Consider the following 14,339-nt stretch of genomic DNA (forward strand, 5'->3'; position numbering starts at 1 on the left):
ATGTCGATGGAGGACGCCCCGGGTTCCAAGGCCCGCGCCTTCGGGCCGACGATGAAGCGCCTGCTCGGCCGCTTCCGTCCCTTCACCCTCGCCGTCGTCGGCGCCGTGGTGCTCAACGCCGTGGGCATCGTCTTCACCGTCCTCGGCCCGCTCGTCCTCGGTCAGGCGACGAACCTCGTCTACGAGGGCTGGGTGTCCGGCCGGATGGAGGGCGGTCGGTCCCAGGCCGAGGTCGTCGCCGATCTCCGCGCCGCCGGCGACACGACGATGGCCGACATGGTCGCAGCGATGGAGATCGTGCCCGGTGCCGGGATCGATTTCGCCGCGCTCGGCCGGACGCTGCTGCTCACCCTCGCGGTGTACCTGCTCGGATCCCTCGTGATGTTCCTCGCGAGCCGGATCCTCAACTCCGTCGTGCAGCGGGTGATGTACCGGCTGCGCGAGGATGTCGAGTCGAAGATCCACGCGCTCCCCCTGTCGCATTTCGACCGGATGAAGCGCGGCGACGTGCTCTCCCGGCTGACGAACGACCTCGACAACCTCAACCAGGTGCTCAGCGAGTCCCTCGGGCAGATCGTCATGAGCCTGCTCACCGTCGTCGGCGTCCTCGCGATGATGTTCACGCTGTCCTGGCAGCTCACCCTCGTCACCCTCATCACCGTGCCGCTCACCGCGCTCGTCATCGGACTCCTCGGGGTCCGTTCGCAGCGGCAGTTCCAAGCCCAGTGGAAGGCCACCGGCGTGCTCAACACCCGCGTCGAGGAGTCGATCACCGGCCACGACCTCATCACCGTCTACGGCCGTGACCGTGTGACGAAGGAGCTCTTCGACGCGGAGAACGACGACGTCTACCGGGCGTCCTTCTCCGCCCAGATGCTCGCCGGGCTGATGATGCCGGCGATGCAGTTCATCGGGAACCTCGTCTACGTCGGCATCGCGGTCGTCGGCGCCCTCCAGGTCGCCTCCGGCCAGCTCCGGCTCGGCACCGTGCAGGCGTTCATCCAGTACTCCCGCCAGTTCTCGCAGCCGCTCGCGCAGCTCGGCGGGATGGCCGCGCAGCTCCAGTCAGCGGCGGCGTGCGCCGAGCGCGTGTTCGAGCTCCTGTCCTACCCGGAGGAGACCCCGGACACCGGGACCGCGACCCTGCCCGAGCGCCCGCGCGGCGAGATCGCCTTCGAGCACGTCGCCTTCGGCTACTCCTCGGACTCTCCGCTCATCACCGACCTCGGCCTGCGCGCCGCGCCGGGCACGACGACGGCGATCGTCGGCCACACCGGTGCCGGGAAGACGACCCTCGTCAACCTCCTCATGCGCTTCTACGAGGTCGATTCGGGCCGGATCACCTTCGACGGCGTCGACATCGCGGAGCTGCGCCGCTCCGAGCTCCGCTCGCACATGGGCATGGTCCTCCAGGACACCTGGCTGTTCGGCGGGACGATCGAGGAGAACATCGCCTACGGCAAGCCCGGGGCCACGCGGGAGGAGGTCGTGGCGGCGGCCGAGGCGTGCTACGTCGACCACGTCGTCCGCACCCTGCCCGACGGCTACGACACCGTCATCGACGACGACGGCGGCAACCTGTCCCAGGGCGAGCGCCAGCTCATCACGATCGCCCGCGCGTTCCTCACCCGGCCCACCGTGCTCATCCTCGACGAGGCGACCTCCTCGGTCGACACCCGCACCGAGCTCCTGCTCCAGCAGGCGATGCAGACCCTGCGCGCGGGCCGGACGAGCTTCGTCATCGCCCACCGGCTCTCCACGATCCGGGACGCGGACACGATCCTCGTCATGGCCCACGGCGACATCGTCGAGCAGGGCAGCCATGCGGAGCTGCTCGAGCGCGGCGGCGCCTATGCGGAGCTCCATGCCGCGCAGCTCGCCGCCGGCGGCTCGCTCGACGGGATCGAGGACTGAGCTACTGCTGCTCGATCCTGCGGCAGATCATGAGCTCGGTGCTCGGTCCCTCGCGCCGGGAGGCGAGCAGGCGCATCTCGAGCGGGTAGAGGAGGCGCCCGGCGAGCCCACCGAGGCCGGCCGCGGTGACCGTGCGCATGACGAGCGCCCACGCCCGGCGGCGCAGCCAGGGGGCGTCGACCTGGGCGTTCATGAGGACGAACATCGGGGTGTGGCGGATCGGCTCGAGGCCGGCGGCGGCGAGCTCCCGCTCGATCGTGTGCATCGACCGGTTGACCTGACGCGGGCCGCGCTGCTCGGGGCCGAAGAGGAAGTTCTCCGAGAACACGAACAGCCCGCCGGGACGCAGCAGGCGCGCGGCGTTGCGGAGGGCCTGGGCGTGACCGGCGTCGTCGGTGATGTGGAAGAGCATGTCCATCGCGGACACGATGTCGTAGGCGCCGGCGGGCACCGGGAGCTCGGGGGATGCGGCGTCGAAGGGATGGAAGTCCGAGTCCGGGAAGCGGCCGCGCAGATTGTTCACCGCGGCGGTGGTGATGTCGGAGCCGGTCACCCCTGCGACCCCGAGCTCGCGCCAGAGGTCGACGTAGAAGCCGGTGCCGGAGCCGATGTCGAACACCTCGGCGGTGGGGAGATCGATCGGAGCGGCGGCCATCTCGCGGAGGAACACCGCGCGCCTGACCCGGTACATCCAGGTGTTGAACGCCGCTCCGAGCGCGCGGTAGCCCACGCCCGTCTCCGTCCAGTCCTCGGCGAGGCGGTTCTCCCAGAAGTCCTTCGTCGACGTCTCCATGCCCCGATCCTACGGGTGAACTCAGATGAAGGGGTTGAGGAAGGGGTCGATCGCGATCGCGAGGAAGAGCACCGACAGATAGGTGATCGAGCCGTGGAACACCTTCATCGCGCGCAGCTGGGTGCCCTGGAAGCCCTGCTTCGCACGGCGGGTGAGCCCGTAGCAGAGGTACATGAACCAGGCGCCGGAGAGCAGCGCGGTGGCGATGTAGACCGGGCCCATCGGGGTGACGGGGATGAGGGCGAGGCTCGCGGCGACCATGAGCCAGCCGTAGGCGAGGATCTGCCGGCCGACGGAGGTCGGCGGCACCTTCGAGGGCAGCATCGGCACGCCGGCGGCGTCGTAGTCGGCCTTGTACTTGATGGCGAGCGGCCAGTAGTGCGGGGGCGTCCAGAAGAACACGACGAGGAACAGGATGAGCGGCTCCCACGACAGCGAGCCGGTGACCGCCGACCAGCCGATGAGCACCGGCATGCACCCGGCCGCGCCGCCCCACACGATGTTCTGGGCGGTGTGGCGCTTGAGCATGATCGTGTAGAACACGACGTAGAGGAGGATCGCCGAGGCGGTGAGACCGGCGGCCACCCAGTTGGTGAAACCGCCCATCCAGAAGATCGAGCCGATGCCGAGCGCGAAGGCGAACACGATCGCTTCGCGCAGGGACACCTCGCCGGTGACGAGCGGGCGGTTCTCGGTGCGGCGCATCTTCGCGTCGATGTCGCGGTCGAGGATGCAGTTGAACACCGAGGCCGAGGCGGCCGCGGCGGAGCCGCCGACGAGCGTGGCGAGGACGAGCCAGAGGTTGGGCAGGCCCTGCGCGGCGAGGAACATCACGGGTGCCGTGGTGACGAGGAGGAGCTCGATGACCCGCGGCTTGGTGAGCGCGACGAAGGCCATGAAGCGGGAGCGCCCGCCGGTCCGCGCCAGGAGTCGGGATTCGTCGATCGTCCGCCGGAGCGGACGCTCCACCTGTTCGGCGGCGCTGTGCTGGTCGCTGCTCACGTAAAGGGGTTCTCTTTCCTCTGGACACCGGATCCGACCATTCTACCCCTCGTAGACGTCCGCGCCAGTCCGCGCGCCGTGGTTCCGGACACCGGTACCGCACACTGCGGACCACCCGGTAGAGTCGGAGTCGACGAACCCCGAGCAGAAGGACAGATGCCCCCTCATGAGCCCTGTGACCTGGTCCGCGAAGGACTCCACGGCTGTCGACACCGCACGTCTGCTGGCCGCGGACGCCGTCCAGAAGGCCGGCAACGGTCACCCGGGGACCGCGATGAGCCTCGCGCCCGTCGCCTACTGCCTCTATCAGCACACGATGGTCCACGATCCGGCCGACCCGCAGTGGCTCGGCCGGGACCGCTTCGTCCTGTCGGCCGGCCACTCGAGCCTGACCCAGTACGTCCAGCTCTACCTGTCCGGCTACGGCCTCGAGCTCGATGATCTCAAGGCGCTGCGCCAGTGGGGCTCGCTGACCCCCGGCCACCCCGAGGTCGGCCACACCGCCGGCGTCGAGATCACGACCGGGCCGCTCGGCTCCGGGCTCGCCTCGGCCGTCGGCATGGCGATGGCCGCCCGGCGGGAGCGCGGGCTCTTCGACCCCGACGCCCCGGCCGGCGAATCGGTGTTCGACCACCGCATCTACGTCCTCGCCTCCGACGGCGACCTCCAGGAGGGCGTGTCCTCCGAGGCGTCCTCGCTCGCGGGCACGCAGGAGCTCGGGAACCTCATCGTGATCTGGGACGACAACCGGATCTCCATCGAGGACGACACCTCGATCGCTTTCACCGAGGACACCGCGGCCCGCTACGCCTCCTACGGCTGGCACGTCGAGCACGTCGACTTCACGCAGGGCGGCACCGAGTACCGCGAGGACATCGACGCCCTCGCCGCCGCCCTCGACGCCGCCCAGGCCGATCCCCGCCCCTCGTTCATCCGGCTCTCGACGATCATCGCCTGGCCCGCGCCGACGGCGCAGGGCACCGGCGCCTCGCACGGCGCCGCCCTCGGCGAGGAGGAGATCGCGGCGACGAAGACCCTGCTCGGATTCGACCCGGCCGAGCAGTTCGCCGTCGATCCCGCCGTCCTCGAGCACGCCCGCGCCGTCCGGGAGCGCGGGGCCCGCGCGCACACCGACTGGAACGCCTGCTTCACCGCCTGGCGCGAGGCCCAGCCGGAGCGCGCCGCGCTCCTCGACCGGCTCCTCGCCCGCGAGCTCCCCGCCGGCCTCGACGAGGCGCTGCCGGTGTTCGAGGCCTCGACGAAGGGGATCGCCACCCGCGCCGCGTCCGGTCAGGTGCTCAATGCGATCGCCCCGCTGCTGCCGGAGCTGTGGGGCGGCTCGGCCGACCTCGCCGGCTCGAACAACACGCTCATCAAGGGCGAGGCCTCGTTCCTCCCCACCGAGCGCAGCTCCGACATGTTCGCCGGCGACCCCTACGGCCGCAACCTCCACTTCGGGATCCGCGAGTTCGCCGCGGGCCTCGCGTGCAACGGCATCGCGCTCCACGGGCCCACCCGCCCGTACAACGGCACCTTCCTCGTGTTCAGCGACTACCAGCGCCCGGCGGTGCGGCTCGCCGCCCTGCAGGAGCTCCCGACGGTGTTCGTGTGGACCCACGACTCGATCGGCCTCGGCGAGGACGGCCCCACCCATCAGCCCGTCGAGCACCTGAGCGCGCTCCGCGCGATCCCCGGTCTCGACGTCGTGCGCCCGGCCGACGCGAACGAGACCGCGGTCGCCTGGCGACGGATCCTCGACCGCACCGACGGGCCCACCGGACTGATCCTCACCCGGCAGAACGTCCCGGTCCTCGACCGCGGCGAGTACGCGCCGGCCGCCGGGGCCGCCCGCGGCGGCTATGTGCTCCTCGACTCCCCCGGCACCCCGGAGGTCATCGTCATGGCCTCGGGCTCCGAGGTCGCGATCGCCCTCGAGGCCGCGCAGACGCTGCGCGAGCGCGGCACCGCGGTGCGCGTCGTGTCGATGCCGAGCCACGAGTGGTTCGACGCCCAGCCCGCCGAGTACCGCGAGTCGGTGCTCCCGGCCGCGGTCGCCGCCCGCGTGAGCATCGAGGCCGGCACCGCGCTGAGCTGGCACCGCTACCTCGGCACCCACGGACGCGCGGTGTCGCTCGAGCACTTCGGCGCCTCGGCCGACTACCAGCGGCTCTACACCGAGTTCGGCATCACCGCGGAGGCGGTCGTGACAGCGGCCGACGACGCGCTCGCCGCAGCGAAAGGATGACCATGACCACCCCCCTGGCCGAGCTCTCCCGCGCCGGCGTCTCGATCTGGCTCGATGACCTGTCCCGCTCCCGGATCACCTCCGGCAGCCTCGCCGCGCTCGTCGCCGACAAGCAGGTGGTGGGGGTGACGACGAACCCGACGATCTTCGCCGCCGCGCTCGCTGACAGCGAGGCCTATGCCGCGCAGCTCACGCCCCTCGCCCGGGACGGCGTCGACCTCGAGACCGCGGTGGAGATGCTCACCTGCGACGACGTCGCGAAGGCCGCCGACATCCTCGAGCCGGTGTACCGCGCCTCCGGGGGCGTCGACGGCCGGGTGTCGATCGAGGTGCCGCCGGACGCGGCCCGCGACACCGAGGCGACGATCGCGCACGCCACCCGGCTGTGGGAGGCGATCAACCGCCCCAACGTCATGATCAAGATCCCCGCCACGCTCGAGGGGCTGCCGGCGATCACCGCGGTCGTCGCCCGCGGGATCAGCGTCAACGTCACCCTGATCTTCGCGCTCGACCGCTACCGGAAGGTCGTCGAGGCCTACATCAGCGGCCTCGAGCGGGCGCGCGAGGCGGGCATCGACCTCGCCGGCATCCACTCCGTCGCCTCGATCTTCGTGTCGCGCGTCGACACCGAGGTCGACCGCCGGCTCACCGCGCTCGGCACCGACGAGGCCCTGCGCCTGCGCGGGCAGGCGGGCGTGGCGAACTGCCGGCTGGCCCACCAGATCGCCGGTCAGCTGTTCTCGAGCGAGCGCTTCGAAGTGCTCGAGGCCGCCGGCGCGCACCCGCAGCGTCCGCTGTGGGCGTCGACCGGGACGAAGAACCCCGACTATCCCGACACCCTCTACGTCAGCGAGCTCGTGGCGCCCGGCACCGTCAACACCATGCCCGAGGCGACGCTCGAGGCCTTCGCCGACCACGGCGAGGTGCGCGGGGACACGATCGGCTCCGGCTACGGGCAGGCGAACGCGCTGTTCGATCGGCTCGCCGCCCTCGGCATCGACTACGCCGAGGTGATGGAGCAGCTCGAGGCGGAAGGGCTGCAGAAGTTCGACGCGAGCTGGGCCGAGCTGCTCGACACGGTCCGCACCCAGCTGGAAGGAGCCCGCGCATGAGCCCCATCGACTTCGGTTACCCCTCCCCCGCCGAGTTCGACGACGAGGTCCGCGACCTCGTCACCGCCCACGTCGCCTCGCGGATCAGCGTCGGCGACGGCACCCTGTGGGGCGACGCTGCGGCCCCCGAGGCCTCCCGCCGACTCGGCTGGGTCGATCTGCCGACGAGCTCGACCGGTCTGCTCGCGGAGATCGCGGAGCTGCGCGCCGAGCTCCTTGCCGAGGGCGTCGACATCGTCACACTCGCGGGCATGGGCGGCTCCTCGCTCGCCCCCGAGGTCATCTGCGCCACCGCAGGAGTCCCTCTCGAGGTGGTCGACACCACCGATTCCGGCCAGATCGCCGAGGCGATCGGCACCGACCTCTCCCGCACCGTGCTCGTCGTGTCCTCGAAATCGGGCTCGACGGTGGAGACCGATTCGCACCGCCGCGCCTTCTCCTCCGCGTTCGAGGCCGCCGGCATCGACCCGGCCTCCCGGATCGTCGTCGTCACCGACCCCGGCTCACCGCTCCACGAGCTCGCTCTCGAGCTCGGATACCGCCGCGTGTTCCTCGCCGACCCGGAGGTCGGCGGCCGCTACAGCGCGCTCAGCGCCTTCGGACTCGTCCCGTCCGGCCTCGCCGGGGCGGACATCGGCGCGCTGCTCGCCGAGGCCCAGGAGATCGCACCGGCGCTCGCGCTCGACGAGCCGACGAATCCCGCGATCCAGCTCGGCGCCTTTCTCGGCGTCGCCCACGCCCGCGACACGGAGAAGCTCGTCGTCGCCGCCACCTCGAGCCCGATCGTCGGGTTCGGGGCGTGGCTCGAGCAGCTCGTCGCGGAATCGACGGGCAAGGACGGCGAGGGCATCCTGCCCGTCGTCGTCGAGGGGATCGACGCCCCGGGCTTCGTCGACGCGGGGGCGGACGCGATGCTCCTGTTCATCGGCCGCGCCGAGGGCGAGCACCAGCCGATGTCCGGCTTCGCGTGCGCCGTCGACGCGCCGCTCGGTGCCCAGTTCCTCCTGTGGGAGTACGCGACCGCGATCACCGGCTACAGCATCGGGATCAACCCCTTCGACCAGCCCGACGTCGAGGCGGCGAAGGCCGGGGCCCGCGAGATGCTCGACGGGGGCCTCGGCACCGGTGCCGAACGGCCCGCGTTCACGCACGGGGCGGTCGCGGTGTTCGGCCCGCCCGAGCTGCTCGACGGCGCCGACACCCTCGAGGACGCGCTGCGCGCGCTCGCCGACAGCGCCGAGGAGTACGGATACGTCGCGATCCAGGCCTACCTCGACCGGACGAGCGACACCCGCGCCGCACTCATCCGGCAGGCCGCGGCGCTCCGCACGGGCCTGCAGACGACCTTCGGCTTCGGCCCGCGCTACCTCCACTCGACCGGCCAGTACCACAAGGGCGGTCATCCGAACGGGGTCTTCCTCCAGATCACCGCGGACTCGCGAGCCGACCTCCTCATCCCCGGCCGCGACTTCACCTTCGGCCAGCTCCAGGCCGCGCAGGCCGCCGGGGACGCACGGGTGCTGCGGGAGCGCCGCCGTCCGGTGCTCCGCCTCCACCTCACCGACCGGGCCCAGGGCATCGAGCAGATCCTCGCCGCCTTCGGCTTCGAGGCCTGAGCCCGCCGCAGCAGCGGACGGGACGCGACAAGCGAACGCACGGAACCCCGGACCGCAGGGTCCGGGGTTCCGTCGTGTACGAGGTGGGGCGTCCTACTCGAAGCGGACGATGAGTCCGAGGAGCACGATCGAGGCCCCCCAGATGATCGCGACGAGCGTGGTGAAGCGGTTGAGGTTGCGCTCGGCGACCCCGGAGGAGCCGAGGTTCGAGCTCATCCCGCCGCCGAACATGTCCGACATGCCGCCGCCCTTGCCCTTGTGGAGCAGGATGAGCAGGATGAGGAAGAGGCTGGTGAGGATGAGGACGCCCGTGAGGGACCAGGTCAGAACAGTCACGACGGCAAGCCTAACAGAGAGCGGATGGGAGTGCGGACAGGGGCGGCGGCGCGTCCACCGGGCGGTGGAGCACCGCGCCTACCGGGCGGTCGCGGCCCGGCACAGCGCGGCGAAGCCGTCCGGGTCGAGGCTCGCGCCGCCGATGAGAGCGCCGTCGACCTCGGGGTGCTCGGTGATCTCCGCGACGTTGTCGGCCTTGACGCTGCCGCCGTAGAGGAGGCGGACCGACTGCGCGGTGTCCGCGCCGAGCAGCTCGCGCAGCTTCTCGCGCAGCGCGGTGCACATCTCTGCGGCGTCTGCGGCGGTCGCGGTCTTCCCGGTGCCGATCGCCCACACCGGCTCGTAGGCGACGACGAGCCCGCCGAGGTCTGCCGACGGCAGGTCGTCGAGGGCGGCGGCGAGCTGGTCGAGCGTGTGGGCGACGTGCTCGCCGGCCTCGCGGACCTCGAGCGGCTCCCCGACGCAGAGGATCGGGGTGAGCTCATGGCGCAGTGCGGCCTCGACCTTCGAGCGGACCTGCGCGTCGGTCTCGCCGTGGTGCTCACGGCGCTCGCTGTGCCCGATGATGACGTAGCTGCAGCCGAGGCGGGACAGGAAGCGGCCGGACACCTCTCCGGTGTAGGCGCCCTCGTCGTGGGCGGAGAGGTCCTGACCGCCGTAGGCCATGTCGAGCGAGTCGCCCTGGATGAGGGTCTGCACGGAGCGGATGTCGGTGAACGGCGGGAGCACGACGACGTCGACGGCCGTGAGGTCGACCTTCGCGTCGCGCAGCGCCCATGCGAGCTTCTGCACGGTGGAGATCGCCTCGAGGTGGTCGAGGTTCATCTTCCAGTTGCCGGCGAGCAGCAGGGTCCGGTCGGTGCTCATCTCAGCGCTCCTCGTCGGACAGCACGGACAGGCCGGGCAGCGTCTTGCCCTCGAGGTACTCGAGGCTCGCGCCGCCGCCGGTGGAGATGTGGCCGAACTGCTCGTCGGCGAAGCCGAGGTTGCGGATGGCGGAGGCGGAGTCGCCGCCGCCGACCACGGTGAGGCGGCCGTCGGCCACGCCGCCGTGGGCGTCGGTGAGGGCCTCGGCCACAGCGCGGGTGCCGGCCGCGAAGGCCGGGAACTCGAACACGCCCATCGGGCCGTTCCAGAACACGGTGCGCGCCGCGGCGATCCGCTCCGCGTAGGCGCCGGCGGATTCGGGGCCGATGTCGAGCCCCATGCCCTGCGCACCGGCCGGGGTGTCCTCGAGGGAGTCGACGGGGCGCACCCAGTGCTCCGCATCGGCAGCGAAGGACTCCGCCATGACGATGTCGGTGGGGAGCACGATCTCGACGCCGCGCTCGGCGGCGTCGGACAGGTAGGACTTCACGGTGTCGAGCTGGTCCTCCTCGAGGAGGCTCCTGCCCACCGCATACCCCTGTGCGGCGAGGAAGGTATAGACCATCCCGCCGCCGATGATCAGGGTGTCGGCGCGCTCGAGGAGGTGGGAGATGACGCCGAGCTTGTCGGACACCTTGGAGCCGCCGAGCACGACGACGTAGGGCCGCGCCGGATCGGTGAGGAGGCGGTCGCACACCTCGACCTCGGCGGCGACGAGCCCGCCGGCCGCGGCCGGGAGCAGGGTGGCGATGTCGTAGACACTCGCCTGCTTCCGGTGGACGACGCCGAAGCCGTCGGACACGTAGGCGTCGGCGAGAGCGGCGAGCTGCTCGGCGAACTCGCGCCGCTCCGCCTCGTCCTTCGAAGTCTCCCCCGGGTTGAACCGGAGGTTCTCGAGGAGGAGGATCTCGCCGTCGGCGAGGGCGGCGGCCTTGGCGCGCGCGTCCTCGCCGACGGTGTCGGACGCGAACTCGACCGCACGGCCGACGGCCTCGGCCAGCACCGGCACGACCGGGGCGAGCGAGTACTTGCCCTCGGGCTTCCCCTTGGGGCGGCCGAGGTGCGCCATGACGATGACCTTCGCACCGGCCTCCGCGAGTGCCTTCAGCGTCGGGGCGGAGGCGACGATGCGACCGGTGTCGGTGATCGTCGTCCCGTCCATCGGGACGTTGAGGTCGCTCCGGACGAGCACGCGCTTCCCGGCGTACTGCGAGGGAGTGTCGAGGGTCTTCATGGCTGCCTTTCGTCGTGCCGCTGCCGGCCGGTGCCGGGTCGGGTCAGAGGGACTTTCCTACGAGCTCGACCATGTCGAGCAGACGCTGCGAGTATCCCCACTCGTTGTCGTACCACGACACAACCTTGACCTGGGAGCCGAGCACCCGGGTGAGGCCGGCGTCGAAGATCGAGGAGTAGTCGCTCATGATGATGTCGGAGGACACGATCGGGTCCTCGGTGTAGTCGAGGATGCCCTCGAGCTCACCGGTCGTCGCGGCCTTGACCGCGGCGTTGACCTCGTCGACCGTGACGCTGCGCGAGGGGGTGAAGGTCAGGTCGACGAGCGAGCCGGTGGGCACGGGGACGCGCACCGCGAAGCCATCGAGCTTGCCCTTGAGGTTCGGTAGGACCTCCGCGACGGCCTTCGCCGCGCCGGTGGTCGTCGGCACGATGTTGATCGCGGCGGCGCGCGCCCGGCGCAGGTCCTTGTGCGGGCCGTCGACGAGGTTCTGGTCGCCGGTGTAGGCGTGCACCGTGGTCATCAGCCCGGACTCGATCCCGAAGGCCTCGTCGAGGACCTTGGCGAGCGGGGCGAGGCAGTTCGTCGTGCACGAGGCGTTGGAGATGATGTGCTGCGTCTCCGGATCGTACGTGTCGTCGTTGACGCCCATGACGAACGAGCCGTCGATGTCCTTGCCGGGCGCGGACAGGATGACCTTCTTGGCACCGGCGGTGAGGTGCGCGCCGGCGGCCTCCCCGGTCTTGAACTTGCCCGTCGCCTCGACGACGACGTCGACGCCGAGACCGGCCCAGTCGATGTCCTTCGGGTCCTTGATCGCGGTGGCCCGGATCCGCTCACCCTTGACGGTGAGCGATTCGTCGTCGTGGCTGATCTCCCCGGGGAAGGTCCGCCACACGGAGTCGTACTTGAGCAGGTGTGCGAGGTGCTCGTTGTCGGTGAGGTCGTTGATCGCAACGATCTCGACGTTCGTACTCTCTGCTTCGTCGACCTGACGGAAGAACGAGCGGCCGATGCGGCCGAATCCGTTGATACCCACGCGAATGGTCATGCCTGTGCCTCCTTGAAGGGGTTCGGGGCGGTTCTGCTTCATCCTAGTCAGACCCGCGGACACAACCCCAGCCGAGCGTCGAATCCGAGTGAAGATCACATGAATCCCGCACCCCGCACCGATCCGGGCACGGGGCGGCTCACGAGTCCTCGAGCATCTCCTGGGTCAGGCTCGCCTCGGTGCCGGGGATGCCGAGGTCCTCGGCCTTCTTGTCCGCGGTCGCGAGCAGCCGCCGGATGCGGCCGGCGATCGCGTCCTTGGTCATCGGCGGTTCGGCGAGCTGGCCGAGCTCCTCGAGGGAGGCCTGCTTGTGCTGGAGCCGAAGCATCCCGGCGTAGCGGAGGTGCTCGGGCACGTCGTCGGCGAGGATCTCGAGCGCGCGCTCGACACGCGCCCCGGCCGCCACCGCCGCGCGAGCGGAGCGGCGCAGGTTCGCATCGTCGAAGTTCGCGAGCCGGTTGGCGGTGGCGCGCACCTCGCGGCGCATCCGCCGCTCCTCCCACACCAGCCGAGTGCTCTCCGCACCCATGTTCGTGAGCATGTCGCCGATCGCCTCGCCGTCGCGGATCACCACCCGGTCGACCCCGCGGACCTCACGGGCCTTCGCCCCGATCCCGAGGCGCCGGGCGGCGCCGACGAGCGCGAGCGCGGCCTCCGGCCCGGGGCAGGTGATCTCGATGGCCGCCGAGCGGCCGGGCTCGGTGAGCGAGCCGTGGGCGACGAAGGCACCGCGCCAGGCGGCGCGGGAGTCGGTGAGCGAGCCGTTGACGATCGCGGAGGGCAGCCCGCGCACGGGCCTCCCCCGGCCGTCGATGAGACCGGTCTGACGGGCGAGCGCCGGACCGTCCTGGCTCACCCGCACGAGGTACCGGTTGCCCTTGCGGATGCCGGAGGCGCCGACGACGACGACCTCGGCGACGTGGCCGAACAGCTCCTTGATCTCGGTGCGCAGGCGCCGGGCGACGGCACCGGTGTCGAGCTCGGCCTCGACGACGATCGAGCCGGCGACGATGTGGAGCGCCCCGGCGAACCGCAGCACGGTCGACACCTCGGCCTTGCGCGCCGAGGTGCGGGTGATCCTGAGGCGAGCGAGCTCGTCCTTGACCTGTGCGGTCAATGCCATGGGAGTTCCTTCCTCACCACTGCTCGTCCACAGTGATTCCGGCGTCGATGAGCAAATCACGGTAGCATGCCGCGAGCTTGAGGCTGTCGTGGGCGCGGGGCCGGCGGGACTCGAGCGGCCGCGACCACAGCCGGGCCCCGAAGCGCCGCTCCGCCGCGCGGGCGAGCGCGGGTTCGTCGGCGGCCGCCGCGCTGTCGACGAGCACGGCGTCGAAGCGCAGCTCCGGGGCGTGCGCGTGGAGCGATTCGAGGTGGTCGACGAGGGTGAGGTCCGCGGTCTCGGCCTGTGCCCCGGGCAGGTTGAGGGTGAGGCACTTGTAGGCCGTCGAGGCGACGATCGCCTCGGCGAGCTCGGGCACGAGCAGGTGCGGCATGACGGAGGTGTACCAGGACCCGGGTCCGAGGTTGAGCACCTGCGCGGCGCGCACGGCCTCGATCGTCTCCCGGCGGGCGGGCGGCGCCTGCGGGTCGAGGCGCACGTGGTCGACCCGGCCCGGGGTCGCGGCGAGCTGCGACTGCCCGCGGATCACGCTCGTCGGCCCACCGGGGCGGAGCGCGACGTCGGCCTCGATGACGAGCGGGACGGAGGACATCGGCAGCACCCGTCCGTGGGTGCGCAGCAGCCGCGCCATCCAGTCGAGTCCCTCGACGTGGTCCCCGAGGAGCTGCCACAGGGCGGAGATGAGGAGGTTGCCCACGGAGTGCTCGTCGAGCGGACCGCGGGACTGGAAGCGGTGCTGGATGACGTCGCGCCAGGTGCGGCCCCACTCGCCGTCGTCGCAGAGTGCGGCGAGCGCCATCCGCAGGTCGCCCGGGGGCAGCCCACCGAGCTCCTCGCGGAGCCGGCCCGAGGAGCCGCCGTCGTCGGCCACGGTGACGACCGCGGTGAGGTTCTCGGTCAGCAGCCGGAAGGCCCGCAGCGCGGCGTAGAGCCCGTGCCCGCCGCCGAAGGACACGATCATGGGCCCGCCGGAGGGCTGCTTGGCGGGTCGGCTGAGGTAGAGGGGCAGCTCCTCGGTGCGGATCAGCCCGGGATGCGGGTCCATG

Annotated in this window: 12 protein-coding genes; 4 read left to right on the forward strand and 8 right to left on the reverse strand. The window is 71.3% G+C overall.

The genetic code is table 11. From position 1 onward, the window contains the following. Positions 1-1,914 carry an ABC transporter ATP-binding protein gene (locus ABD883_RS07475; protein WP_295688728.1) on the forward strand — a complete coding sequence of 638 codons (1,914 nt, stop codon included), beginning with the start codon at positions 1-3 and terminating at the stop codon, positions 1,912-1,914. Position 1,915: 1 nt separating this feature from the next. Here the strand turns inward: ABD883_RS07475 and ABD883_RS07480 are convergent, their stop codons facing one another. Together ABD883_RS07480 and ABD883_RS07485 are read right to left on the reverse strand one after the other, a co-directional pair. Further along, positions 1,916-2,707 (reverse strand): class I SAM-dependent methyltransferase, encoded by a 792-nt coding sequence (locus ABD883_RS07480; RefSeq protein ID WP_295688727.1) that lies wholly within the window; start codon positions 2,705-2,707, stop codon positions 1,916-1,918. A gap of 21 nt (positions 2,708-2,728) precedes the next feature. Then, positions 2,729-3,652 (reverse strand): heme o synthase, encoded by a 924-nt coding sequence (locus ABD883_RS07485; RefSeq protein WP_295688743.1) that lies wholly within the window; start codon positions 3,650-3,652, stop codon positions 2,729-2,731. Between the two features lie 223 nt (positions 3,653-3,875). Here ABD883_RS07485 and tkt point away from each other — a divergent pair, with 223 nt between their 5' ends. From tkt to ABD883_RS07500, 3 genes are read left to right on the forward strand one after another with little or no spacing between them, the layout of a single operon-like run. Next, positions 3,876-5,954 carry a transketolase gene (gene tkt / locus ABD883_RS07490; protein WP_247424786.1) on the forward strand — a complete coding sequence of 693 codons (2,079 nt, stop codon included), beginning with the start codon at positions 3,876-3,878 and terminating at the stop codon, positions 5,952-5,954. Next, positions 5,951-7,066, forward strand: a complete 1,116-nt coding sequence (gene tal / locus ABD883_RS07495; RefSeq protein WP_295688726.1) for a transaldolase — start codon at positions 5,951-5,953, stop codon at positions 7,064-7,066. Before tkt ends, tal begins: the two co-directional genes overlap by 4 nt. After that, the gene (locus tag ABD883_RS07500; RefSeq protein WP_137319762.1) at positions 7,063-8,682 is read left to right on the forward strand and encodes a glucose-6-phosphate isomerase; all 1,620 of its coding nucleotides are present in this window, start codon (positions 7,063-7,065) and stop codon (positions 8,680-8,682) included. The genes tal and ABD883_RS07500 overlap by 4 nt, the downstream gene beginning before the upstream one ends. 93 nt (positions 8,683-8,775) lie before the next feature. Here the strand turns inward: ABD883_RS07500 and secG are convergent, their stop codons facing one another. From secG to ABD883_RS07530, 6 genes are all read right to left on the reverse strand, one after another. Next, entirely contained in the window at positions 8,776-9,018 is a 243-nt protein-coding gene (secG, locus tag ABD883_RS07505; RefSeq protein WP_137319763.1) for a preprotein translocase subunit SecG, read from the reverse strand. A gap of 78 nt (positions 9,019-9,096) precedes the next feature. Further along, complete coding sequence (gene tpiA, locus ABD883_RS07510) at positions 9,097-9,885, reverse strand: triose-phosphate isomerase (protein ID WP_345031114.1); 789 nt, start codon at positions 9,883-9,885, stop codon at positions 9,097-9,099. 1 nt (position 9,886) lies between these two features. Then, positions 9,887-11,119 carry a phosphoglycerate kinase gene (locus tag ABD883_RS07515; RefSeq protein WP_295688720.1) on the reverse strand — a complete coding sequence of 411 codons (1,233 nt, stop codon included), beginning with the start codon at positions 11,117-11,119 and terminating at the stop codon, positions 9,887-9,889. Between the two features lie 43 nt (positions 11,120-11,162). Next, the gene (gap, locus tag ABD883_RS07520) at positions 11,163-12,170 is read right to left on the reverse strand and encodes a type I glyceraldehyde-3-phosphate dehydrogenase (RefSeq protein ID WP_247424799.1); all 1,008 of its coding nucleotides are present in this window, start codon (positions 12,168-12,170) and stop codon (positions 11,163-11,165) included. Between the two features lie 139 nt (positions 12,171-12,309). Continuing rightward, positions 12,310-13,293 carry a DNA-binding protein WhiA gene (whiA, locus tag ABD883_RS07525; protein WP_295688715.1) on the reverse strand — a complete coding sequence of 328 codons (984 nt, stop codon included), beginning with the start codon at positions 13,291-13,293 and terminating at the stop codon, positions 12,310-12,312. 13 nt (positions 13,294-13,306) lie between these two features. Further along, a complete protein-coding gene (locus ABD883_RS07530) occupies positions 13,307-14,338 on the reverse strand; it encodes a gluconeogenesis factor YvcK family protein (RefSeq protein ID WP_265809594.1) in 1,032 nt (343 codons plus the stop codon). Position 14,339: the final 1 nt, after the last annotated feature.

It is taken from the genome of Brevibacterium pityocampae, assembly GCF_039541555.1.
GTDB lineage: Bacteria > Actinomycetota > Actinomycetes > Actinomycetales > Brevibacteriaceae > Brevibacterium > Brevibacterium pityocampae.

What these genes read in the sequence shown, in the direction of transcription:
- ABD883_RS07475 (WP_295688728.1), top strand. Translation starts at nt 1, where the DNA reads ATGTCGATGGAGGACGCCCCGGGTTCCAAGGCCCGCGCCTTCGGGCCG.
- ABD883_RS07480 (WP_295688727.1), bottom strand. Translation starts at nt 2,707, where the DNA reads ATGGAGACGTCGACGAAGGACTTCTGGGAGAACCGCCTCGCCGAGGAC.
- tkt (WP_247424786.1), top strand. Translation starts at nt 3,876, where the DNA reads ATGAGCCCTGTGACCTGGTCCGCGAAGGACTCCACGGCTGTCGACACC.
- tal (WP_295688726.1), top strand. Translation starts at nt 5,951, where the DNA reads ATGACCATGACCACCCCCCTGGCCGAGCTCTCCCGCGCCGGCGTCTCG.
- ABD883_RS07500 (WP_137319762.1), top strand. Translation starts at nt 7,063, where the DNA reads ATGAGCCCCATCGACTTCGGTTACCCCTCCCCCGCCGAGTTCGACGAC.
- tpiA (WP_345031114.1), bottom strand. Translation starts at nt 9,885, where the DNA reads ATGAGCACCGACCGGACCCTGCTGCTCGCCGGCAACTGGAAGATGAAC.
- ABD883_RS07515 (WP_295688720.1), bottom strand. Translation starts at nt 11,119, where the DNA reads ATGAAGACCCTCGACACTCCCTCGCAGTACGCCGGGAAGCGCGTGCTC.
- gap (WP_247424799.1), bottom strand. Translation starts at nt 12,170, where the DNA reads ATGACCATTCGCGTGGGTATCAACGGATTCGGCCGCATCGGCCGCTCG.
- whiA (WP_295688715.1), bottom strand. Translation starts at nt 13,293, where the DNA reads ATGGCATTGACCGCACAGGTCAAGGACGAGCTCGCTCGCCTCAGGATC.
- ABD883_RS07530 (WP_265809594.1), bottom strand. Translation starts at nt 14,338, where the DNA reads ATGGACCCGCATCCCGGGCTGATCCGCACCGAGGAGCTGCCCCTCTAC.